Raw genomic sequence first — 20,294 nt, 5'->3', positions numbered from 1 at the left:
AAAAGCGTCGGGCGCATCAAAGCGCCGTCAGTTCGCCCTTTGCCCAGATCTCGCGCAACTTGAACTTCTGGATCTTGCCGGAGCCCGTCAGCGGAAACGCTTCGACCACGAACCAGTGTTTTGGCGTCTTGTGCGGGGCCAGCGAGGCCCGCATGTAGGCTGACAGCTCCTCCTTGTCGATCACGGCACCTTGCGCCGGGCGGATGAAGGCGGCGACTTCCTCGCCCCATTTTTCGTGTGGCAGTCCGACCACGGCGACCTCGCTGATCTTGGGATGGCGGAACAACAGTTCCTCGAGTTCGCGCGGATAGATGTTCTCGCCGGCGCGGATGATCATGTCCTTGAGCCGGCCCTCGACGGTACAGTAGCCGCGGGCGTCCATCGCGCAGAGGTCGCCGGTATGCAGCCAGCCATCGGAGTCGATGGAAGCGGCCGTGGCGTCCGGCATCTCGAAATAGCCGAGCATGACGTGGTAGCCGCGCGTGCAGAACTCGCCGATCTCGCCGATCGGCACGGTCTTGCCGGTGTCGGGATTGACGATCTTGTTCTCCATGTTCGGCAGCGGCAGGCCGATGGTGCCGGCCTTGTCCTCGATGGTGTCCGACGTCTTGGTCATCGCCGCCACCGGCGAACATTCGGTCTGGCCGAACACGATGGTGAAGGGCGCGCCGAGTTCCTTTTCGAACCGCGTCACCAGTGCGGCCGGCACGGTCGAACCGCCCGAGCAGATCGCCTTGACCGACGACAGGTCTGTCGTGGCGAAGGAGGGATGCTCCAGCATCGCCACCAGCATGGTGGGAACGCCGACCATGGCGTTGCCGCGATAGGTCGCAAACATTTCCAGCACGAGGCCCGGCTCGAACGCTTCGATCAGCACCTGGGTTGCCGCGCGCGACACCGCGCCGAGCACGCAGCAAACGCATCCGCCGGTGTGGAACAGCGGCATCGTGGTGATGAAGACGTCGCCGGGCTCGACCCCCATCTGTACGGCGGTATCGGCGCCGTTATTGGCAAGCCCGCGGTGATGCAGCAGCGCGCCTTTCGGAAACCCTGTTGTGCCCGACGTGTACTGGATCATGACCGGATCGCTCGGCTTGACGTCCGGCAGCGCGATACCCTGGTCGTCGCCGGTGGCGATGAAGGAAGCCCAGTCGTCGAACGAGATGATCTCGCGCAATTCCGGGCAGCGGGCTGAGACTTCCCGCACGGTGTCCAGCATCGCATTGCCGCGGAACGCCGGCACCACGAAGACGCCGGCCGCGCGGGACTGCTTCAGTACATATTCGACCTCGTTGGCTCGAAAACCCGGGTTGACGGTGACCAGCACCATCCCGGCCATCGCGGCGCCGAACTCCATCATCACCCATTCCGGCAAATTATACGCCCAGACGGCGACCCGCTCGCCCGGCTTGAAGCGGCGGAGCAGGGCGCGCGCGGTGCGCTGGGCTTCGGTATGAAGCTCCACATACGTCCACTGGCGGCGCGCCGCGGGGTCGGGGACACCCGCAATCAGCGCGAGCCGGTCCGGCGCCGACCGCGCGGCCTGCTCCAGCAACTGGCCGAGCGTGACGTCGCGGACGGTGGTGGAAACTCCCGCGACGTGAGATTCCTTCAAGGCCATTGTCTCTCCCATGGGGTCTTTGCCGGTATGATGCCGATTTACGGCAATTGACCCGACTATGGCATCCGCCGCTTGTGTTTTGCAGCCGGGTTCCGAAAGAAATTGTGGTTCTTGCCGGTCGATGCGGTTCGTTGCGCTGGGCGTATTGGCGCAGACCGGTGCGCCGACTTATGCTTGATCGCGATACCGTCTGGGAGAACGCCATGAGCCTGCTCGGCAATCCATTCGACCCCGCACGCGAGGCGGCGCTGGTGACCGGCGCCGGCAACGGCATTGGCCGGGCCATCGCGCAGGCGCTGGCCGGCGAGGGCGTGCGGACCGTATTCGCCGATATCAGCGAGGAGCGGGTCGCGGCCGCGATCAAGGCTTCGCCGCGGCCGGAACTGGCCGTGCCGTGGGTCGGCGATATCGCCAGCGCCGCCGCGCGAGAAACGCTGCTGACGGACGCGCAATCCGCCGTCGGGCGGGTGACCCATTTCGTGCACAGCGCCTCGCCGCCGCGGCGGGAGGCCGATCATGCCATGGCCGTCAGCACCGAGACCTGGGCGCAGATGCATGCGGTCAATCTCGAGGCCGGCTTTCACCTTTCGCGCGAACTGGCGCGAAAGCTGATCGCGGCGAAACAGCCTGGCTCGTTCCTGCTGCTGACCTCGCTGCATTCAGGCACGCCGCGCAATCTGCCGCATTATTCGACCGCCAAGGCCGGGATGGCGATGCTGGTGAAGGAACTCGCGAAACCGTTCGGCCGCCACGGCATCCGCGTCAACGCGCTGGTGCCCGGTGCGATTGCCGCCGGCGGTTTTGTTGCCGATCCGTCGCTGGCAAAACACATTCCGCTCGGCCGTCTCGGGCAAGCCAGCGACCTCGCGCCGCTGGCGCTGGCGGTGCTTTCGAACCGGGTATCGGCCTATGTCACGGGGGCGGCGATCACGATCGATGGCGGCTTGTCGCTGACCAACTGGTTCGAACCGCCGGAGCTCGGAGAAATGTGAGGCGGACGCTCGATGGGGGTGCCCGGCGTGGAACGAGCGGGCCGGTTCGGCGGTTCTCACAACAGGCCGCAGCCTGCAGGGGAACCGGTTCCTGCGGCGCCAACCTCAGGGAGCGCGACATGACATCCGAGATGCAAATCCACACCATCGCGCGGCAAATGCTTGAAAAGCACGGCCCGGCGGCGATTGCCCAGGCAGCGCAGAACGCGGTCGCCTGCGAGCGCAAGGGCGAGAAAGAGGAAGCCAGTGAATGGCGCCATATCGAAGACGCCATGAAGATGATGCGGGGACCGCATCAGAGCTGAAGGTCGCCCCGGCGTCCGGTCCGGAGGACGACGGCAGTGAACCCTTTTCCATCCGCCGCGACCAAAGGGCATGGAAAATATACCTCAATACATCGGAGTGACGCTGATACTCGGCGTCTTTGTCTGGGGCATGATCGGCTTCTATCGCGGCCTGTCGATGCCCAGGAACGAGCATCGTCTGGATCGCTCGGGCGATACCTGGACCTGGTTGAGCTGAGCCAGCCCGATAGCGAACCCCCGGCGGCCGTGTTAGCCTGCCGCCGCCATGCCCCATCGCATTCTCGTATTCTACGGCTCCTATCGCTCCGACCGCATGGGCATCCGCCTGGCGCAGTTCGTCGTCGAGGGCCTGCGCGGCCGCGGCGACGATGTCGAACTGATCGATGCCAAGGCGGTCGGCCTGCCGATGCTGGACCGGATGTACAAGGAGCATCCGAAAGGCCAGGCACCGGCAGTGCTCGAAGAACTCGCGGGAAAAATCCGCGGTGCCGATGGCTTTGTCTTCATCACCGGCGAATACAATTGGGGCATGCAGCCCGGCCTGAAAAACCTCACCGACCATTTTCTCGAAGAGTGGTTCTGGCGCCCGGCCGCCATCGCCAGCTATTCGGCCGGCCGTCTCTCCGGTGCGCGCGCCGCGACCGCCTGGCACGGCACGCTCTCGGAGATGGGCATGGTTGTGATCTCTTCCACGATCGGGGTCGGGCCGATCGCGCAAACCCTCTCAGACGACGGCGAGCCGACCGGCGAGGCCGGCAAGGCACTGGAGCGGGCGTTCCCCCGCTTTGCGGATGATCTGGCGTGGTGGGTGGAAGCGGCCAAGGCGCAGCGGGCGAAGAAGGCGCCTCCGTACTGAGCGGCTAAATCAGATTGCAGCAGCGGCTGCCGCGCCATGCTTGGCGTACCATTTCGGCCCCGGGCCGCGCATGTAATGCCGCTCGGGCCGGTAACCGTCGAATGCGCGGTCGATCAGCCGATGCCAGCCCGTGACGATCCGGTCGAGGCGGCGGAACAGCGGCAGGGCGATTTGCGCGGTGCTCATGACACCCTCAATTCGGCTTGCCGAGAACCGACGAGAAGGAGACTTCGAAGATCTCATCGTCGAAATCGTCGCTGACATGCACGACCCAGTCGCGCCAGTCTTCCGCGCTTTGTTCCATGATCAGCGATCGCACCACGCAGGCGGCGCGGTCGCGCGCCTCGGCGAGGTTGCTCACCACCGCGCCGAACTGATCGACGCGAACTTCGCGGGAGCTGGAGCAGTGGAAATAGACCTGGGCCATTTTCGGTCTCCTTCACAAAGCGAATCGAATCTGCGGTTCAAAAATAGCAGCGGCGGATTCCGCTGGATATTCCGGTAGATCCCCGACGGGGAATTACGGGGATGTCCCGCAACGTGACACCAAACCTACCGGGACGAATCGCGCCCTTCCGTGATTCACATCACGCCGATTCCGTTAAGGTTTGATTAACCAGGTTCGCGCAGGATTTCTGTTATGGAATCGCAGCGGAACCGGACCCGAGCCGGCAGTTGCAAGAGAGGCCGGTGGCGTAACGCCCGCCGGCCTTTTCTCTTTGTGGCGCTCGGTTGTCGTCTGGTTCGAGCATCAAACAAGCGTGATTGCTAATCCCCTCCAGGATGCGGCGATCACGCTCACGTCAGGGATGACGTAGGCATAGGGGAGTTCGTGATGGCTTACGCGCGCGCGTTGCGCGCAAAGGTCATGCTGATCTCGGAGCGCGTCTTGCTGACGTTGGAGAGGATCTCGCCCATCAGCTTCAGGTTGGTCATCATCTCCTGGATCAGGAAGCCACCCGCCACGAGCTCGAGCTGTTCGGGGGCAAGCTGCTGCACCTTTGTATCGTGATCGCACGTCATGGCGTTCTCCTTGCGGGTTGACGTAGGGGATTGCATCCACGCGCGGCAGCCTCGTCCAGAAACACGGGCTCGGCCGTGATCCCGATCACGTTGTGGGAAAATCGCCTTGGCCTTTCGCCTTCGGGCGCTACGCCGGGACCGGTCGCTCGCAATGACGATTTTTTGACGTCAGGAGTGCTTCGCAAGGGATCGCTTAGCGGGTGTTCCCGCCGCCTTCTTTGCGGTAGCATCGGCGCATGAGCGAAACCGAGACCTTGTTTGCCGCGCTGCGCCAGTCGGCCGACGAAACCATCGTGGACGTGATCGAGCGCATGGTGCGGGACGCCCCGGACCATGCCTTGAACAAGATGAACGCGTTGGAGATCGCAACCAAAGAAGGGCTCGACGAGGAGCGGGTCATCGCAACACTCCTGAATGCGGTCGGGCTCGGCATGTTCGAGATGACATGGAACGTGATGTGCCCGAGTTGCGCCGGGGTGCTTTCCGCCAACAGGAGCCTGAAGACGCTCAACAGTGCGCAGTACAATTGCGCGTTCTGCGCCGCGGGCTACGAGACGACGCTCGACAATCTGGTCGAGGTGACCTTCACGGTGAGCCCGCGCGTTCGGAAGATCGCGGCCCATAGCCCTGACGAGTTGTCGGCGGCTGAATATTATCGCCAGATCTTCTGGAGTTCGGCGATCGATCTTCCCGGCGATGTCGAGAAGCTGCTGGGTGAGGTCACGCTCGAAATTGTCGACTTGCCGCCGGGCGAAAGGGCCATCCTTTCCCTGCACGCGCCGGAGGGCACCTTGATCGTGTTCGATCCCGTGACGCATGCGGCGCAGTTCATCGAGGTCAAGGGCGAGGAGACCGGCGAGCGCCAGAATCTGTCCGTGATGTTCAACAAGGTCCAGGTTCCCGTCGACACCGTTGCCTTGCGCCTCGGACCGCTGCGGCTGGCGCTGGAAAACCGTACCGACGGCCGCGTGTTGCCGGCGGTATGGGTGGCGAACGCGGCGCTGGACGCCATCCTGACGCGACGCAAGCCCGTGCTCTCCGCAACGCGTCTCCTCACCAACCAGACTTTTCGCGATATCTACCGGACCGACACGCTCGCGATCGGCCAGAGGCTCAAGATCCTGAGCCTGACGTTCCTGTTCAGCGATCTCAGGGGCTCCACCGAACTCTACGAGCGCGTCGGCGACCTCACGGCCTTCGATCTCGTCAACGAGCATTTCCGCCTGCTGCAGGAGATCATCGCGTCCGAACGGGGCGCCGTCGTCAAAACCATTGGCGATGCCGTGATGGCGACCTTCGAGACGCCGGACCGTGCCATTGCCGCCGCGATCCGCATGCGCGAGGCGATGAGCGATCTTGGCGCCGAGCGGCAGCATCAGAGCCTGAGCTTGAAGATGGGCATCCATGAAGGATCGTGCCTTGCGGTGACGCTGAACGCCCAGCAGGACTATTTCGGCCAGACGGTGAATATCGCTTCGCGCGTTCAGGGCCTTGCGGCGTCACGCTCGATCGTGGTGACGGAGCAGGTGGTGGAGAACGCCAAGGCCCGGTCTTTGCTTGAGACAAAGGGGCTGAAGCCAACACCCAGAAGCGTGGCCCTGAGCGGCATCGCGGACAAGGTGTCGGTCTACGAGATATCCTGAGCCGGCCATTGCGTGTGAACTGTGGAACCGCGACCGGGCAAGTTCCCTTAGCTGCCGGTGCGAGATCTGCTCCAGGCATCTTTAGCGTGTTGCCGCGATTTGCTATTGTTGCGGTGCAACCGAGCCTAGATTCGCATATTTTACCGAGGGTTTTACCAATGACCGCTATCAAGTCAGGCGATCTCGTGGTGCTCAAATCCGGCGGGCCGACAATGACCGTCGATACGGTCAACACGGATATTTTCGACGACAACAAAATCACCGGTGTGCTTTGCGTATGGTTCGTTGGGGACAACCTCCAGCGCGTGAGGTTCGATCATGGCGCTATCGAGCCTGTACAATTGAAGTCAGCGCAATTGGAGAAAGCCCTTCCCGATGATGCGCCTTCGCAGGAAGCGAGCGTTGATTACAAAGCGGTCCTTGAAGAGATGGTTGATGCCTTGAACCTCCCGGCGGAGGAGGCGAAGGCAGCTTCTAGCGCTGTCCCCGGAAAATCGAAGCGCGCGAGGGCTCCCAAGCAAAGCGAAATTGTTCGACACAACTAACTGACGACGTCCGGTTCACCGGGCAAAAGCCGGCAACCGGCCGCCCTGCGCTGTGGCCCAATCACCACACTGCAACGGAATTGCGCTGGCGGACCGGGCCTGACTTGTTCCGGCCCCGGTTCCGCCCCGATTGGATTCGGAACATTGGGCGTGGTGGTTTTCGGCTTGGGCTGGGGCGCAAGTTGGGGATTGCAACATGTCCATCGAGCGCGCTGGTATTTCGTACGTCGACATCGGAACCGACCGCACGCTGCGCTGGGCGCATTCGCCGGCCGCAGGGAAAATAATTCGGCTGCTTGCCGTTGCCGTAGCAGCGGCGTCGCTTGCGGCCTGTCAGACTTCGGCCGTCAGTCAGAAATCCGAATTGCGCGCCAGCCGGGTAGCCTCGCTCGACAACGAACGGGCGACGTCCCCCATGATCAAGCGGCGCGTGGCAGCGACCAGAAGGTATACAAGGTTGGCCGCGCGCAGGAATGGCGGCGAACCCAAGACGACGGCCTCGCATGGCGTGGCGAGCTTCTACACCGAGGGCACCAAGACGGCGAGCGGCGAACGGTTCAACACGATGGACATGACCGCGGCGCATCCGACTTTGCCTTTTGGCACCAAGCTACGCGTGACCGATGTCGCGAGCGGCAAGTCGGTGACCGTGCGGGTCAATGACCGCGGTCCCTACGTTCCGGGGCGCGTCGTGGACGTCTCCTATTCAGCGGCGGACGCGCTGGGAATGGTCGGAAAGGGCCTCACCAACGTCAAACTCGATGTGGTTCAGTAGCCGACAGGGACAGGCCGAATTGCGCGTCAATCGAGCAGCAGGCGGCCGACAGGCTCAACGCCGCCGGCGTTTCCGCCGCGGACCACGACGATCTCGCCGCTTGCCGGCGAGATGCCGGTGAGCGCCGATATGTTCGCGCCGTGGGTCACGACCAGCAAGTTTCCGAGCCCGTTCCATTTGCCGATCACCGCGCGGGCACCGGCGGTCAAAGCCTCGGTCTGATCGCGCAGCACGACCACATTGCCGAACGTCGGCGCGGTTTCAACCGGGCCGAGTTCCAGCAGGGTTGCCGTGTCCATGCAGCGACACCATGGCGAGGCGAGGATTTGCTCGACTGCGATTCCCTCCGACTTGAGCCGCGCACCGGTCCGTTTGGCATCGGCACGGCCCTTGGCGCTGAGATTGCGCTGGGTGGCGCAGTCCTCGACCCGGAAGCCGGGCGGATCCCCGAAGCCGCCCGGCGCATCGGCATGGCGCATCAGCGCGACATGCCGGCCCGCGCGCAAGGCTGACCAGGCTGCGGCCTCGTCGGCCCGCGCGATCTCAGCCGCGGTTGCAAGGCCGAGGAAAAGGGCGACGATGGCGAAGCGGTTGCGGCGCATGCCGGCGACCTCCTCATAGATAAGCGATCAGGCGCCCGGCGCAGACGGCGCCGAGCCACAGCAGCAGCGACACCAGCGCGGTGACCTTGGCGCCGGCAGGGGCTTTGTCATGCCAGAGCGCCACGCGCCGCCACGGGCCGGCATGGGCGATCACGACATTGACCAGGGCGGCGGCGATCAGCAATAGCTTGGCCTGGAAGGCGGGGTTGCGCACCACGTGCGATGCATCCGCGCTGAACAGCAGGAAGCCCATGCTGATCGCCAGCAGAAAACCGATCCGCGACAACGGCAGCAGCAATTTCGCCATCGGCGCGATCGGGATTGCGCGCCCCCATCCGAGCAGCCGCAAATCGAGCGCGAGGATCGATCCCACCAGCACGACGAAGCCGAGTATATGCAGGATTTCGACCGCGGGATAAAGCGCGGGCGACGAGCGCATCAGATGACCCATCGCGCTTTCCTGCAAGGCCAGGAAGATCGACGCGGCGGGTTGCTGTTCCACGCGGGTTTATCGCAATTCGATGCGCTTGCCGTCGAGAATGACGTATTCGATGCGCGCTTCGTCCGGCTTGCTGCTGTGGGGATAGCCGAACACGGTGCAGGTCTTGCCGGGCGCGATGAGGTCCGCGGTGATGCCGCGCGCCTGCATGCGCGAAGGCGGCGCCAGCACAAAGTGCCAGTGCTTGCCATCGACCACCATCTCGATCTCGCAGTGCGGGTTCTCGAAGGTCGATTTCAGGATCTTGCCGGTGACGGTGAACGATTTCGAGGTGTCGTATCCGCCCCAGCCGTGGTGGGCGGCCGCAACGCCCGGCGCAACGGCAGCCGCCAGCGAGAGGAACAGGCGTCGGGTGATTGTTGTCATGACGGCCTCTGCACGATGAAGGACAACACCGATCCGCTGCCGGATTCATAGCGCGTTTTGCGTGACCATTCAAACGATCCGGACCAACGCACGTCACGATCAGGGTGTCGAAGGGGCAACGATTGAGCCCGTCAAAAGTTCTATACGGGATGTTCGAGGAGTGCCGTCCGGTTCATTGCCGCGGCAGTGCGGCCAAGGCGACAAGGAGATACCGGCGGTGCGCAGGATTGAGGGTCAAAGTTTTCTGTTGTTGCTGCTCGTGGTCAGCGTCGCGTTTGGCTGGATTCTGAAGCCATTTTACGGCGCAATTCTCTGGGCCACCGTCGCAGCGGTGATTTTCGCGCCGCTCAACCGGAAACTGGTGGCGAGAACGGGCGGGCGCTCCGGGATCGCCGCCCTGGTTACGGTCCTGATCATCATCGCCATGGTCATTTTACCCCTGGCCATGATCGCGGCCTCCCTGACACAGGAAGCTTCCAGTCTTTACGCCAAGGTCCAGTCCGGCGAGTACGACTTTGCCCGCTACGTTCAGCGGATATTCGATGCCCTACCGGCCTGGGCAACAGGTCTGCTCGATCGCTTCAACCTGAACAATCTCCCGGCGGTTCGCGACTGGCTGGCATCCGGTGCGGTGAAGGGTGGACAGGTCCTCGCGCCGCAGGCGCTGAGCATCGGTCTGAACACTTTCGACTTCATGATTGGCCTCGGCATCATGCTCTATCTTTTGTTTTTTCTGTTGCGTGACGGCAAAGCGCTGGCTGATCGGATCAGGCGGATCGTTCCCCTTCGCGCCGATCAAAAGGCGGCACTGTTCGGCAGATTTGCCGACGTCGTCCGCGCCACGGTGAAAGGTGGCATCCTGGTTGCCATTGCCCAGGGCACGCTTGGCGGGTTGGCGTTCTGGTTTCTGGGGATTCACGCGCCGTTGTTGTGGGCGGTGTTGATGGCTTTCCTGTCCCTCCTGCCGGCGATCGGATCCGGACTGGTCTGGGTGCCCGTTGCAATTTACCTGTTGGCTAGCGGCGCCGTGTGGCAGGGCGTTGCCCTGATCGTGTACGGGGTGCTCGTCATTGGACTGGTGGACAATCTGCTCCGTCCATTCCTGATCGGGAAAGACGCCAAGCTGCCAGACTATGTCGTGCTGATTTCCACGCTGGGCGGCATTGAAGTGTTCGGCTTGAATGGCTTTGTGATCGGCCCGGTGATTGCAGCGATGTTCATGGTGACGTGGGAAAGTTTCTCCGCCGCCCGGCAGGGCAACGACGCCGGGGCTACGGGCTAGCTCGCCAAATCGGCCGCTTGCGGAAAATCGATCGCGGGGCGATATGACGTTACGGGAACGCTACGTCCGTCTCCCGGACAATTCCTTGCCGCGCTCCGCCAGCTTCACCATCACCTGCAGCGCCTGATTGGTCGGCGTGGGAATGCCGAGTTCAGCGCCCTTGCGCACCACATAGCCGTTGAGAAAGTCGATCTCGCTGGGCTTGCCGCGCGCCAGATCCTGCGCGGTGGAGGACATCTGGTTCGGCATGTTGGCGGGGATCTTCATGATGTGCCCGGTGATGTCGTCGGGGATCGCGACCCCGCTGGCGCGGGCGACCGCGATCGCCTCCTGAACCGCGCGGGCGACGACATCGCTGACGCCATCGACTTCCAGCATCGGTCCATAGGAAATGCCGGCCACGGCGGACAGCGCGTTGAAGGCGCAGTTGATGATCAGCTTGCTCCACAGCGTGACTTCGATATCGTCCGATATCGTAATGCCGACACCGGCGGCTCGCAGCGTTTGCGCCAGCGCTTCGCTGGCGGCCGAGGCGCCGATCGCAAGGTCGCCGCCGCCGTGATGCCTGACATGGCCGGGCCCGGCCATCTCGCTGCCGACATAGACGACGACGGGAATGACGGCGTGGCCGATGATAGCGGCGAGGCGCGGCGCGTTGTCGACGCCGTTCTGCAGGCTGAGCACGGAGGTTTCCGGCCGCACGCGTCCAGCCAGCGACCGCCCGGCCTGCTCGGTATCGGCCGACTTGACGCACACCAGCACCAGATCCGGCGAGGCGAGGGCGCCAGCGTCGGTTGCGGCTTTGGCGGGCAGATGTCCCTTGAACGTCCTGGTGTCGAACAGCAGGCCGTTTGCGTTGATGGCATCGACATGCGGCTGCCGGCCGATGAACGTTACCTCATGTCCGGCCCGCAGCAGCAATCCTCCATAGTAGCAACCGACCGCTCCGGCGCCGACGACCGCGATTTGCATGCTGTTCCTAGCCCTTGAAGGTGGGCTGGAGTGGATGCACGTAATCCTTAAAACTGTCAAAGCCCTTCCACGCCGGCTCGGGCGCCTCATATCCGGCGCGCGGCGCGTAAACCGAGGGATCGTTGAGCTGCATGTCCGGGATGTAGCGCGGACAATTCGGAAAGATCACGCGCGCGGCGACGCGGACGATCAGCTGCGCGCCGACGGTGCTGGCGAGAAGCGGATCTTCGCGGCTGACGGTTGCCGTACCGTTGACACGCAGGCGCTGCGGCCTGCCATGCATGGCAATGAACAACAGGCCGACATCGGCGTTCACCAGAATATTGCCGAGGCTCTTGAACATGCCATTGCCGTCGTAATCGGGGAAGGCGAGCTCGGACGGCCCGGTGACAGTCACGAAGCCCGGCATGCCGCCCTTGAACGAGCAATCGGGCCGGCCCTCGGCATCGGCGGTCGCCAGGAAGAAGTACGGCTGGTTCTCGATGAACACCCGGTCGTCAGGTGTGAATTCCTCGCGGGAAAATTCCTCCAGACGGTCGGAAATCCGGCGGCTGTCGAATTGATCCTGCAGCCGGCGATTGCCCTCGTGAAACATGACGGTATCGGTCATCGCTTGCCTCGTCGGTCACAGGGGGCGTGCAGGTGCTTACAGCAGCTTTGCCAGCACCGCGACCAGCTCGGCCTGCCGGTGCACGCCGGTCTTGGCGAAGATGCTCTTGAGCTGGCTCCGCGCGGTCTCCTTTCCGATCCCGAATTGATCGGCGACGTTTTCCAGGGACTCGCCGCGCGACAGCTGCGTCGCGAGCCTGGCTTCCGCCTGGGTCAGGCGAAACACCGTACGCAAGTTCGTTTCCGGCGTTGGAGATCGGCTATCGGGATCGATCAGAATGACCATGGCCTGGCAATCAGCCAGTGCATTGGCGGTCGAACTGGAAAGTCGCGCCGGGTACGCAAGCAGCGGCCGGCCGGTCGCACGAGGCAACGCGACCGGCGCGGAAAGGCCACCGGTCGGACGCCACAGCAGATTGTGCAGGGCGCGGTTCAAGGCCGTCGTCGCCCGCGCATCCTTGGCGGTCAGCTGGCCCTGTACGATCCTGACATCATCGACCAGAAGACGCTCGGCCGACGCATTGGCCTTCAATACGTTGCCATGGCGGTTGATCAGGACCACCGCCGTGCCGCTCATTTCAAAAGCTTCCAGCGCGCCTGACGCGGCCGACGCGCTGAGCGCGCGGGCGATCGCGGCGCCGCTCGAAAGCCGACTCGATATGCGCGCCAACTCGTCCTTCTCGTCGGCCGAAAACGGTCCCTGATCGATCGTTCGCTGCAGCGCCACCGCCCACAGGTCGTCGCCGCAGGCGACCTTGACGCCGGCGTACCAGCGCAGCCGGTGCGGTCCGAGGAACTCCTGGTAATAGGGATGTTTGGCGATCTCATCGGCGCTGTGGCCGTCGAAATCGTCAGCGACCCCGCGCTGCGTCAGGGTCGGGACGGTGCGCATTCGCTCGTCCTGCGAGTGCCAACCATCCCGGAAATAGTCTTCCATCACTCTGGAAACACTTTCCGTATAGGGAACATTCGGGAGGGCATCGCCCGACAGTGGCAGCATGACGGCGCCAAAGCTCCCGGTGGCCGCGGCCACGGAAGTGAGCGCCTGGACCCAGCGCGCGGGATCAAGGCCAGCCTCGGCAAATTCCTGTTCGGCGGGGCCGAAATTCCACGCTGGCAAGGGTTCTCCCGATCGCAAGCTAGAATCTGAAGCTGCTCAGAAATTACGCCGGGGTCGCTGGGAAGGCAACAACCAGCCCGATTTTCCGGCGCCAACCTTGCCCGTTACGCGCTACCCAGGATTTCCGACAGTGCCGACAACAACCGGTCGGTTTGCCCGTCGGTACCGACCGTGATCCGCAGATAGTCGGATATCCGGGGCGCGGCAAAATGGCGGACGATCACCGCACGCTGGCGCAGCGCTGCAGCCAGCGCCGCGCCCTGATGCGCCGGATGGCGTGCGAACAGGAAGTTGGCGGAGGACGGCAGCACCTCGAAGCCAAGCCGGGCCAGGCCGTGGGAAAGCCGCTTGCGGCCTTCGATCACGCTGGCGCGGCTCTGCTGAAACCAGGCTTCGTCTTCCAATGCGGCGATGGCGCCGGCTTGGGCAGGGCGGCCGAGCGGATAGGAGTTGAAGCTGTCCTTTACCCGCGTCAGCGCTTCGATCAGACCGGCGTCGCCGATCGCATAGCCGACGCGCAAGCCGGCGAGCGCCCGCGACTTCGACATGGTTTGCACGACCAGCAGGTTCGGGTGCGAGGCGACCAGCGGGATCGCGGTCTCGGCGCCGAAATCGACATAGGCCTCGTCGATGACAACGGGCGCATCGGGGTGTTGCTGCAGCAGGGAAGCGATCTCGGCCCGCGACAGCGCCACCCCGGTCGGCGCATTTGGATTGGGCACGATGATCGCGCCGGCGGGGCGGCGATAATCGACGAGCCAGATCCGCATGGCCTCATCGAGCGGCACGGCCTCATAGGCGATGCCGAACAGGCGGCAATAGACCGGATAGAAGCTGTAGGTGATGTCGGGGAATAGCAACGGCGCATCGTGCTTGAGGAGGGCAGCGAAGGCGTGGGCCAGCACCTCGTCCGAGCCGTTGCCGACGAACACCTGCTCGGGGCGCACCTGGTGGTAGGTGGCGAGGGCCGCGCACAGCGCTGACGCCTGCGGATCCGGATAGAGGCGCAAGCTATCGGCGGCCTCGCCACGGATGGCTTCCAGCACGCGCGGGGAAGGGCCCAGCGGGCTTTCATTGGTGTTGAGCTTGACCAGATCCGCGATGCGGGGCTGTTCGCCCGGCACATAGGGTTTCAGGTCGTGCGTCAGGCGGCTCCAGAAACGGCTCATGTCTTCTCCAGCGGGCGTCGTCATTCCGGGTTCGGAATGACACTATCAATTGCGCGCCGCAATGGCATCGAAAACACGTCTCGGGTGGACGCACGCGCCAACGGGCGTAATCCGCCGCTCCGGACAACCCCAGAAGCGGCGGATTACGCTGTCGCTAAGTCAGCCTAAGACTTCTGCCTGTCCATCATCATCCGAATCTCGAGGAGGAGTTCGTACTGCTTCAAACTCACCTGATGGCGTCCACCTGACACGGCGTTGAGTTCCTTGTCGGAGAGCGCATCGATCTTGGCATTCACAGCTTTATCGGCGTTCATGGCATTTCTCCCTGTGGCAGGGGGTGCGCGACCACCGCGTCCCGTTCTGTGATCTGGAGCATGCCGCCTGCCGAATGCGAGTTCCGTGACTCACGTCACGCCTGGCCGGTTGGGGTTTGAACCCACGATCCGCCAATGGCGACCGCGTCGAACCGCCGCTTCGGATTAACAAGCTCCGGCCCGCTCTCGACAATCCGCATTTCCTCCGTCCCGCGCGCCGCGGTGCGCTCCAGCACGGCTGATATGGCCGACGCCGCGTGGCCGAGCGCTTCCGGTGTGGCTTTGTTCTGAACGCGCGCGGAAGCGAAGAGCGCGGCGAACAGGTCGCCGGTGCCATTCGGGCTGATGGGCAGTTTCGGCGTGCGCACACGCCAGGCGCGTGTCCGCTCGATGGCGAGGGTTTCGATCTCGCCGTCAGGCGTATCAGACAATTCGGCCGACGTGACGACGACCGTCGATGGACCGCGCGCCATCAGTGCGCGCGCTGCTTCGATCATTTGATCCGATGTGGAGGCCTTCGCCCCGCACAGCCACTCGAACTCGAAATGATTGGGCGTGATGATGTCGGCGAGGCCGCACAGCCGGTCGCGCACCAGCGGCGGGATGTCGGCTTTCACGAACAGGCCGCGGTCGCGATCGCCAAGCACCGGATCGCAAACATAGCAGAGGGCCGGGTTGCGGGCCCTGGCGCGTGCGACGAAGTCGGCGACGACAGCGGCAATGTCAGCCGAGCCGAGATAGCCCGACACGATCATCTGACAAGTATCGACCGCCTCACGCTCCTCGATTCCGAGCAGGAGATCGGCGACCAATTGCGCCTCCAGCACCCGGCCGCGGATGGTTGGATAGCCCGGCCGGTTGCTCAGCAACGTCGTCGGCACCGCAATCACGTCGATGCCGTGCATCTGCATCGGAAACACCGCGGCAGAATTGCCGACATGGCCGTAAGCGACCTGGGACTGGATGGAGATAACGGTCATGAAATCGAATGTAGCCCGGATGGAGCGCAGCGCAATCCAGGATGCTCACTTGTTTCCCTCTCCCCTTGTGGGCGAGGGTGGCTTCGCGAAGCGAAGACGGGTGAGGGGTTCTATCCCCACGATAAAGCCTGCCGTAAGGAGAGAACCCCTCATCCGGCGCTTCGCGCCACCTTCTCCCACAAGGGGAGAAGGGAAGACAACAGATCATCCAACGCTACTAACTCAAAACACAGGCTCGCCGATCGCCACCTCGCTGCGCGGGCCGAGGACGATCACGCTGCCATCAGCGTCCTTTGCGCCGAGGATCAGCAGTTCGGATGTGAAGCCCGCGATGTTCTTCGCACCCAGATTGCAGACGCAGACGACCAGCGAGCCGAGCAGGGCTGCGGGCTCATAGTTCGTGATCTGCGCGCTCGACCACATGATCCTGTCAGCGCCGACGTCGACGCCGACCTTGAAGGAGGGATTGCGCGCGCGGGGGAACGGCTGCATATCCACGACCTTGCCGATCCGGATGTCGAGACGGGCGAAATCGTCGTAGGTGGCCGGGGGTTTCAGAGCGGACATGTCCTGCGTATGGCATATTCGCGATGTCACCGGAAGTGAGTTGCGCAGGCAACCCAGCCGATGGACGTCTCGTGCAAGGCGGCGAGGCGCGGTAGCCGCCATTTTCGTTTCAGCCAAGGCGGCGGACTACGCCTGCGGCTCAATCCGTCCTACTGACTTTTTTCGATATTTTGATCGATACAGATCCCCGGCGCATGTCGGTGATCCCTGACGATCTGAGAAAGGCACGCCGCTGGACGAAACCCTCATCGGGGTCTGCGGTAATACAGCCATCCTGCAGCTCATCGTCGAGGAATACTCTGACATCATAACCGTCCGCGATGAGCGCCAGATGATTGCGGTAGCCGGGATCGAACATCACAGACGATATACGGCCAAGGAAATGCTGTTGTACAAAGCGGCGGAGTTCAAATGCGTCCGCGGTCATCACACATAGCTCCAACTCGATGCGTGATGCTGGCTGAATAATGCTTTGGCCTCGGATTTGTTCCTCCGGAATCTCTCCCGCTAATCGTCCCCGCGTACGTGTTCGCAGGGACGACAAGCAGCGGGCTACTTGCTCATTAGAGGTTGCACAGGGATCGGTTCTGCGGAAAATTGCAGGCGATCTCGCAACTCGCGATATCTGTCACGGGGCACCTGTAAACAATGACCACCAACATTTCCATCTTCGACGGCCACAACGATGTCCTGCTGCGTCTTTACAAGTCTGAATCCAGCGACGTGGTGTCCGATTTCCTTGATGGCGAAGACGCCGGCCATATCGACCTGAAAAAAGCCAGGGTCGGAGCTTTGGTCGGCGGTCTGTTCGCGATGTACTCGCCATCGCCAGGCAACTTTGCGTCGCTCAGCAAGCAGATGACGGGCGGCCGTTATGCGGTGCCGCTTCCCGATCCACTTCCCATCGAAGAGGCACGGAAATCCGTCGCCGGTGAGCTGGCGATCCTGATGCGGATTGTCAGGGGATCGCAGGGCGCCGTGGCGCTTTGCAAGACGACCGCGGAGATCCATTCGGCGATCGAGCGCGGAGCGCTGGCGGTGGTGCTGCATCTGGAAGGCGCCGAAGCGATCGACGGTGATCTGCATTTTCTGGAGGTGCTGTATGCAGCGGGCCTGCGCTCGCTGGGGCCGGTCTGGAGCCGGAATAACATTTTTGGTCATGGCGTCCCGTTCCAGTTTCCCGGCGGGCCGGATACCGGCGACGGGCTGACCGTATCAGGTGAAAAGCTCGTCAGCGTCTGCAACGAAATGAAGATCCTCATCGACCTCTCGCACATCACCGAAAAGGGCTTTTGGGATGTCGCGCGGCTTTCCAAGGCGCCGCTGGTCGCGACGCATTCCAACGCGCATGCGTTGTGTCCTTCGCCGAGAAACCTGACCGACCGGCAATTGGCCGCGATCCGCGATTCCGGAGGAATGGTCGGTCTCAACTTCGCGACCTGCTTTCTTCGCCCTGACGGCAGCATGGCCGCCGATACGGATGTCGAACTGATGGTGCGCCAGCTCGACTATCTCATCGACAAGCTCGGCGAGGACCACGTCGGATTTGGATCGGATTTCGACGGCGCGACCGTGCCGGCGAAAATCGGCTCGGCGGCTGGGCTGCCGGTGCTCATCGGGGCTCTCCGGCAAAATGGATACTCCGAACCGCTGTTGAAGAAGCTGGGCTCGACCAATTGGCTCAATCTGCTCGAGCGAACGATTGGCTGAAACCGGCAGTCGTCGCTCCCGACCACGCCTGCTGCCTGTCGTTCGCGCGATCCTCGGAAAATTCGGGGTACTCCGAAAGGGTAGCTTTTGGTCGCGCAACTTTGCGGACCTGCTTCACGCAAACAGGTCGGCGCCGGCGGGCGTGAACTTCACTTCGGGGGCGGACTGGTGTTTCCAGAGCCAGCCCTTGGACCGCCCCACGATCCGTTATTCGAGATCGGGGTGATAAAATCCCTGTGCAGGGCCGTTGGTCTGGTGGCGCCATCGAACAACACGGTAACGCCCGTGTTGCTATGGCTCACTTCGACAACGATCCCAGTTTGCCCGGCCAGTTCCGGGCATCGAGCGGCACCGAGTTCACTCATCTTAAAACGAGTGCCGGCGACCAATCTGGTGGTTTCCTGATCCATCCCTGAAACTATGCAATGGTGAAAAGGTCTTTCCGGCTAAAATGCAATGATGCCAACTGGTTATAATAATTAATTGCGCGACTCAGGCAGTGACCAATTTAAGTACGTTCCGGGTTCGGTCGTCTGTTCGATATCCGACATTACGGGCGCAGTTACCACTCTTTCCCGGGAATTCGATTGAAGCGAGCGACCTCGAAACCGGGAACGCGGCGCGTGTACGGCGCGGATTAATATTGGTCGCAGGCTGCGCGCTTTTGGTTCAAAGGGCGGGGCCTCAGCCCGCGCTCCTGACCGATTGCCGCAGGATCGTCTTGAGCTTTTCCGGCGGCATCCGGCGTGCATCGCTGAGATAGATCTCGTGATGCGGCCCCGCAAACGTCATCCCCATCGCAGGCATTGCCCTTGCAATGGCGCAATCCATCGCTTGAGACAGGTAGCGGCGGATTACGCTCCGCGAATCCGCCGTGCAGGCTGCGAATGGTTGGCAAACATGTCGCCAACGTCAAGCGCGACGTGGTGCGCTAGCAGGCGAGGGCGGCGCCTCTCATCCGAGAGGCGGCGCATTCATGCTTGGTCTTTGGGCACGTATTTGCCCGCGATGCATTTGTATCGCTGCAGTTTCCATTGGTGATACGGACCCTTGGCGAGCCATTCGGCAATGCCGATTTGCGCGTTGACCATACAGGCGGTCATGGTGATGCCTGACTGCTCACTGTTGGTGACGACTTTCTCCAGGCATAGCTGGCCGTTGCAGAGAACGGCGACAAGAGTAACGAGCATGGTGTCCTTCGTTGATAGGAAATTCCCGGTCAACTAACTCCATGCAGGTTGCATGCCATGATTCTGCATGCGCCGTACGCAGCCAAAGGCTGTCCCGGTAGAACTACGGGCGCGCGAATCCAAACGCCGCAAGCGCGCTCCTCGGTAGGAGATTGGCGCAATGGATCCGCGCAAGGCGCGGCCCACCTATGGCTCTACGGGCTGCGCGGCGACCATGGCCATGACACTGACGATTGCGGTTTTTTGGCTTGCGGCCGCGCCGCGGCTGGCGCCGGCTTTTGCGTCTGGGCGACATTGGCCGGCTGCCGCGGCCGCGGCAGTGGCGTTCCGGGCATCACCTTTGGCTCTTCAGGGATCATCTTTGGTTCTTCAGACATCGCCTTTGGCACTTCGGACATCGCCTTTGGCTCTTCGGGCAGCGTGTTTAACTCTGCCGCGCTGGCGATGATGCGGGCGAGTTGTTGCTGGCTTGCGTTGACGCGTTCGGTCAGCGTCTGGCTTTCGCGCGCCATCTGGATCTGGGTCGCCCTAAGCTGTTCGATGATGCCGTTGTTGCGCGCGATTTCTTCCCGCCCCGCCGCCAACTGGCTTCTGAGATTTTCATTGTCGCGGATCAGTTGGTCTTGCGTCGCCTTGTGCTGTTCGAGTGATTGCCTCACGGCAGCGAGATCGCGCGCCATCGGTTGGAGTTGCTGCTCCAACGCGGCAGACGGGGCAATAGCGACAGGTGCGGCGTCCTTCGGTGCAGCGGCTTCCGGCGCCGCCTGTGCCAGAGCTATCGGAGCTGAGGGGGCTGCCGTCATCGCGGTATTAGGGGAGGATGACCACCACCACGCGACGACACCCATGCATGCCGCCAACAGGCAACCGGCGACAGCCACATGGCGCCAATCCGCCAAGCGATGCTTCGTTGCCGGCGGGGCGTGAGGCGTCCGCGGCGGGGTAGAAGGATTAAATCCCGCCTCGCGCGCCAGGTTCGAAAGCTGCTCCTCCAGGCTCGCGATCTGCCCTTCGGCGAGCCTGTTGCTCATTGTGGAATCCATTTGGTGCTCCGTATCACATGCAATGGCACCCGCCTGATAGCGATCCGCACATCTGCGTTTTAACGCAGCCGAGGAGGCGGAACTATGTTCACGGCCGGAGAACTACGGAAG

General features: G+C 62.9%; 26 protein-coding genes. 9 read left to right on the top strand and 17 right to left on the bottom strand.

The genetic code is table 11. The features are described 5' to 3' along the window. Positions 1–16: 16 nt before the first annotated feature. Positions 17–1,621 (bottom strand): AMP-binding protein, encoded by a 1,605-nt coding sequence (locus tag JQ558_RS13130; RefSeq protein ID WP_212293876.1) that lies wholly within the window; start codon positions 1,619–1,621, stop codon positions 17–19. Positions 1,622–1,824: 203 nt separating this feature from the next. On the opposite strand from JQ558_RS13130, the gene JQ558_RS13125 reads away from it, so the two are divergent. From JQ558_RS13125 to JQ558_RS13110, 4 genes are all read left to right on the top strand, one after another. Further along, entirely contained in the window at positions 1,825–2,613 is a 789-nt protein-coding gene (locus tag JQ558_RS13125; RefSeq protein ID WP_212293875.1) for an SDR family NAD(P)-dependent oxidoreductase, read from the top strand. 119 nt (positions 2,614–2,732) lie between these two features. After that, positions 2,733–2,918, top strand: coding sequence for a hypothetical protein (locus JQ558_RS13120; protein WP_212038383.1), 186 nt, complete (start codon positions 2,733–2,735; stop codon positions 2,916–2,918). Between the two features lie 70 nt (positions 2,919–2,988). Further along, positions 2,989–3,135 (top strand): hypothetical protein, encoded by a 147-nt coding sequence (locus tag JQ558_RS13115; protein WP_212293874.1) that lies wholly within the window; start codon positions 2,989–2,991, stop codon positions 3,133–3,135. Between the two features lie 48 nt (positions 3,136–3,183). Further along, the gene (locus JQ558_RS13110; RefSeq protein ID WP_212293873.1) at positions 3,184–3,774 is read left to right on the top strand and encodes an NADPH-dependent FMN reductase; all 591 of its coding nucleotides are present in this window, start codon (positions 3,184–3,186) and stop codon (positions 3,772–3,774) included. A 9-nt stretch (positions 3,775–3,783) separates the two neighbouring features. Here JQ558_RS13110 and JQ558_RS13105 read toward each other — a convergent pair whose 3' ends face one another. The 3 genes from JQ558_RS13105 to JQ558_RS13095 form a co-directional block, all read right to left on the bottom strand. Continuing rightward, positions 3,784–3,960 carry a hypothetical protein gene (locus JQ558_RS13105; RefSeq protein WP_212212814.1) on the bottom strand — a complete coding sequence of 59 codons (177 nt, stop codon included), beginning with the start codon at positions 3,958–3,960 and terminating at the stop codon, positions 3,784–3,786. A 7-nt stretch (positions 3,961–3,967) separates the two neighbouring features. Next, on the bottom strand, positions 3,968–4,201 hold the full coding sequence (locus tag JQ558_RS13100) for a DUF6894 family protein (protein WP_212212817.1): 234 nt from the start codon (positions 4,199–4,201) through the stop codon (positions 3,968–3,970). Between the two features lie 413 nt (positions 4,202–4,614). Further along, the gene (locus tag JQ558_RS13095; protein WP_212212820.1) at positions 4,615–4,797 is read right to left on the bottom strand and encodes a hypothetical protein; all 183 of its coding nucleotides are present in this window, start codon (positions 4,795–4,797) and stop codon (positions 4,615–4,617) included. A 236-nt stretch (positions 4,798–5,033) separates the two neighbouring features. Here JQ558_RS13095 and JQ558_RS13090 point away from each other — a divergent pair, with 236 nt between their 5' ends. From JQ558_RS13090 to JQ558_RS13080, 3 genes are all read left to right on the top strand, one after another. Next, positions 5,034–6,440, top strand: a complete 1,407-nt coding sequence (locus tag JQ558_RS13090) for an adenylate/guanylate cyclase domain-containing protein (protein WP_212293872.1) — start codon at positions 5,034–5,036, stop codon at positions 6,438–6,440. 158 nt (positions 6,441–6,598) lie between these two features. Next, complete coding sequence (locus JQ558_RS13085; protein WP_212273095.1) at positions 6,599–6,985, top strand: YodC family protein; 387 nt, start codon at positions 6,599–6,601, stop codon at positions 6,983–6,985. A gap of 196 nt (positions 6,986–7,181) precedes the next feature. Next, on the top strand, positions 7,182–7,760 hold the full coding sequence (locus tag JQ558_RS13080) for a septal ring lytic transglycosylase RlpA family protein (RefSeq protein ID WP_212212829.1): 579 nt from the start codon (positions 7,182–7,184) through the stop codon (positions 7,758–7,760). Positions 7,761–7,786: 26 nt separating this feature from the next. Here JQ558_RS13080 and JQ558_RS13075 read toward each other — a convergent pair whose 3' ends face one another. From JQ558_RS13075 to JQ558_RS13065, 3 genes are read right to left on the bottom strand one after another with little or no spacing between them, the layout of a single operon-like run. Continuing rightward, the gene (locus JQ558_RS13075) at positions 7,787–8,362 is read right to left on the bottom strand and encodes a histidine phosphatase family protein (protein ID WP_212293871.1); all 576 of its coding nucleotides are present in this window, start codon (positions 8,360–8,362) and stop codon (positions 7,787–7,789) included. A gap of 13 nt (positions 8,363–8,375) precedes the next feature. Then, positions 8,376–8,864 carry a DUF6644 family protein gene (locus JQ558_RS13070; protein WP_212293870.1) on the bottom strand — a complete coding sequence of 163 codons (489 nt, stop codon included), beginning with the start codon at positions 8,862–8,864 and terminating at the stop codon, positions 8,376–8,378. Between the two features lie 6 nt (positions 8,865–8,870). Beyond that, positions 8,871–9,227 carry a DUF6152 family protein gene (locus tag JQ558_RS13065; RefSeq protein ID WP_212293869.1) on the bottom strand — a complete coding sequence of 119 codons (357 nt, stop codon included), beginning with the start codon at positions 9,225–9,227 and terminating at the stop codon, positions 8,871–8,873. 217 nt (positions 9,228–9,444) lie between these two features. Between JQ558_RS13065 and JQ558_RS13060 the strand changes: the two genes are divergently transcribed. After that, positions 9,445–10,509, top strand: coding sequence for an AI-2E family transporter (locus JQ558_RS13060; protein ID WP_212293912.1), 1,065 nt, complete (start codon positions 9,445–9,447; stop codon positions 10,507–10,509). 60 nt (positions 10,510–10,569) lie between these two features. On the opposite strand, the gene JQ558_RS13055 is transcribed toward JQ558_RS13060, so the two are convergent. The 8 genes from JQ558_RS13055 to JQ558_RS13020 form a co-directional block, all read right to left on the bottom strand. Beyond that, on the bottom strand, positions 10,570–11,481 hold the full coding sequence (locus tag JQ558_RS13055) for a ketopantoate reductase family protein (protein ID WP_212293868.1): 912 nt from the start codon (positions 11,479–11,481) through the stop codon (positions 10,570–10,572). 7 nt (positions 11,482–11,488) lie between these two features. Beyond that, positions 11,489–12,091 carry a pyridoxamine 5'-phosphate oxidase family protein gene (locus JQ558_RS13050; protein WP_212293867.1) on the bottom strand — a complete coding sequence of 201 codons (603 nt, stop codon included), beginning with the start codon at positions 12,089–12,091 and terminating at the stop codon, positions 11,489–11,491. A 36-nt stretch (positions 12,092–12,127) separates the two neighbouring features. Then, a complete protein-coding gene (locus JQ558_RS13045) occupies positions 12,128–13,210 on the bottom strand; it encodes a helix-turn-helix transcriptional regulator (RefSeq protein ID WP_212293866.1) in 1,083 nt (360 codons plus the stop codon). A 104-nt stretch (positions 13,211–13,314) separates the two neighbouring features. Then, positions 13,315–14,379, bottom strand: a complete 1,065-nt coding sequence (hisC, locus tag JQ558_RS13040; protein WP_212293865.1) for a histidinol-phosphate transaminase — start codon at positions 14,377–14,379, stop codon at positions 13,315–13,317. A gap of 164 nt (positions 14,380–14,543) precedes the next feature. Beyond that, entirely contained in the window at positions 14,544–14,693 is a 150-nt protein-coding gene (locus JQ558_RS13035; RefSeq protein ID WP_212212852.1) for a bacteriocin, read from the bottom strand. A 95-nt stretch (positions 14,694–14,788) separates the two neighbouring features. Continuing rightward, the gene (gene pdxY, locus JQ558_RS13030; protein WP_212293864.1) at positions 14,789–15,673 is read right to left on the bottom strand and encodes a pyridoxal kinase PdxY; all 885 of its coding nucleotides are present in this window, start codon (positions 15,671–15,673) and stop codon (positions 14,789–14,791) included. A gap of 222 nt (positions 15,674–15,895) precedes the next feature. Continuing rightward, complete coding sequence (locus JQ558_RS13025) at positions 15,896–16,240, bottom strand: tRNA-binding protein (RefSeq protein ID WP_212273112.1); 345 nt, start codon at positions 16,238–16,240, stop codon at positions 15,896–15,898. A gap of 139 nt (positions 16,241–16,379) precedes the next feature. Next, positions 16,380–16,667 (bottom strand): hypothetical protein, encoded by a 288-nt coding sequence (locus tag JQ558_RS13020; protein ID WP_212212860.1) that lies wholly within the window; start codon positions 16,665–16,667, stop codon positions 16,380–16,382. 221 nt (positions 16,668–16,888) lie between these two features. Here JQ558_RS13020 and JQ558_RS13015 point away from each other — a divergent pair, with 221 nt between their 5' ends. Next, on the top strand, positions 16,889–17,950 hold the full coding sequence (locus tag JQ558_RS13015; RefSeq protein WP_212293863.1) for a dipeptidase: 1,062 nt from the start codon (positions 16,889–16,891) through the stop codon (positions 17,948–17,950). 974 nt (positions 17,951–18,924) lie between these two features. On the opposite strand, the gene JQ558_RS13010 is transcribed toward JQ558_RS13015, so the two are convergent. Beyond that, the gene (locus JQ558_RS13010) at positions 18,925–19,140 is read right to left on the bottom strand and encodes a hypothetical protein (RefSeq protein WP_212212866.1); all 216 of its coding nucleotides are present in this window, start codon (positions 19,138–19,140) and stop codon (positions 18,925–18,927) included. 194 nt (positions 19,141–19,334) lie between these two features. Further along, positions 19,335–20,171 (bottom strand): hypothetical protein, encoded by an 837-nt coding sequence (locus tag JQ558_RS13005; protein ID WP_249142444.1) that lies wholly within the window; start codon positions 20,169–20,171, stop codon positions 19,335–19,337. Positions 20,172–20,294 lie beyond the last annotated feature (123 nt).

Source organism: Bradyrhizobium sp. AUGA SZCCT0160, assembly GCF_018130105.1.
Taxonomy (GTDB): domain Bacteria; phylum Pseudomonadota; class Alphaproteobacteria; order Rhizobiales; family Xanthobacteraceae; genus Bradyrhizobium.
Note: the sequence above shows the minus strand (reverse complement) of the source record. Positions and strands in the feature narration are given on the sequence as shown.

Coding starts and splice junctions, on each gene's coding strand:
- JQ558_RS13130 (WP_212293876.1), bottom strand. CDS start 1,621: ATGGCCTTGAAGGAATCTCACGTCGCGGGAGTTTCCACCACCGTCCGC.
- JQ558_RS13125 (WP_212293875.1), top strand. CDS start 1,825: ATGAGCCTGCTCGGCAATCCATTCGACCCCGCACGCGAGGCGGCGCTG.
- JQ558_RS13120 (WP_212038383.1), top strand. CDS start 2,733: ATGACATCCGAGATGCAAATCCACACCATCGCGCGGCAAATGCTTGAA.
- JQ558_RS13115 (WP_212293874.1), top strand. CDS start 2,989: ATGGAAAATATACCTCAATACATCGGAGTGACGCTGATACTCGGCGTC.
- JQ558_RS13110 (WP_212293873.1), top strand. CDS start 3,184: ATGCCCCATCGCATTCTCGTATTCTACGGCTCCTATCGCTCCGACCGC.
- JQ558_RS13105 (WP_212212814.1), bottom strand. CDS start 3,960: ATGAGCACCGCGCAAATCGCCCTGCCGCTGTTCCGCCGCCTCGACCGG.
- JQ558_RS13100 (WP_212212817.1), bottom strand. CDS start 4,201: ATGGCCCAGGTCTATTTCCACTGCTCCAGCTCCCGCGAAGTTCGCGTC.
- JQ558_RS13095 (WP_212212820.1), bottom strand. CDS start 4,797: ATGACGTGCGATCACGATACAAAGGTGCAGCAGCTTGCCCCCGAACAG.
- JQ558_RS13090 (WP_212293872.1), top strand. CDS start 5,034: ATGAGCGAAACCGAGACCTTGTTTGCCGCGCTGCGCCAGTCGGCCGAC.
- JQ558_RS13085 (WP_212273095.1), top strand. CDS start 6,599: ATGACCGCTATCAAGTCAGGCGATCTCGTGGTGCTCAAATCCGGCGGG.
- JQ558_RS13080 (WP_212212829.1), top strand. CDS start 7,182: ATGTCCATCGAGCGCGCTGGTATTTCGTACGTCGACATCGGAACCGAC.
- JQ558_RS13075 (WP_212293871.1), bottom strand. CDS start 8,362: ATGCGCCGCAACCGCTTCGCCATCGTCGCCCTTTTCCTCGGCCTTGCA.
- JQ558_RS13065 (WP_212293869.1), bottom strand. CDS start 9,227: ATGACAACAATCACCCGACGCCTGTTCCTCTCGCTGGCGGCTGCCGTT.
- JQ558_RS13055 (WP_212293868.1), bottom strand. CDS start 11,481: ATGCAAATCGCGGTCGTCGGCGCCGGAGCGGTCGGTTGCTACTATGGA.
- JQ558_RS13050 (WP_212293867.1), bottom strand. CDS start 12,091: ATGACCGATACCGTCATGTTTCACGAGGGCAATCGCCGGCTGCAGGAT.
- hisC (WP_212293865.1), bottom strand. CDS start 14,379: ATGAGCCGTTTCTGGAGCCGCCTGACGCACGACCTGAAACCCTATGTG.
- JQ558_RS13035 (WP_212212852.1), bottom strand. CDS start 14,693: ATGAACGCCGATAAAGCTGTGAATGCCAAGATCGATGCGCTCTCCGAC.
- pdxY (WP_212293864.1), bottom strand. CDS start 15,673: ATGACCGTTATCTCCATCCAGTCCCAGGTCGCTTACGGCCATGTCGGC.
- JQ558_RS13025 (WP_212273112.1), bottom strand. CDS start 16,240: ATGTCCGCTCTGAAACCCCCGGCCACCTACGACGATTTCGCCCGTCTC.
- JQ558_RS13020 (WP_212212860.1), bottom strand. CDS start 16,667: ATGACCGCGGACGCATTTGAACTCCGCCGCTTTGTACAACAGCATTTC.
- JQ558_RS13015 (WP_212293863.1), top strand. CDS start 16,889: ATGACCACCAACATTTCCATCTTCGACGGCCACAACGATGTCCTGCTG.
- JQ558_RS13010 (WP_212212866.1), bottom strand. CDS start 19,140: ATGCTCGTTACTCTTGTCGCCGTTCTCTGCAACGGCCAGCTATGCCTG.
- JQ558_RS13005 (WP_249142444.1), bottom strand. CDS start 20,171: ATGAGCAACAGGCTCGCCGAAGGGCAGATCGCGAGCCTGGAGGAGCAG.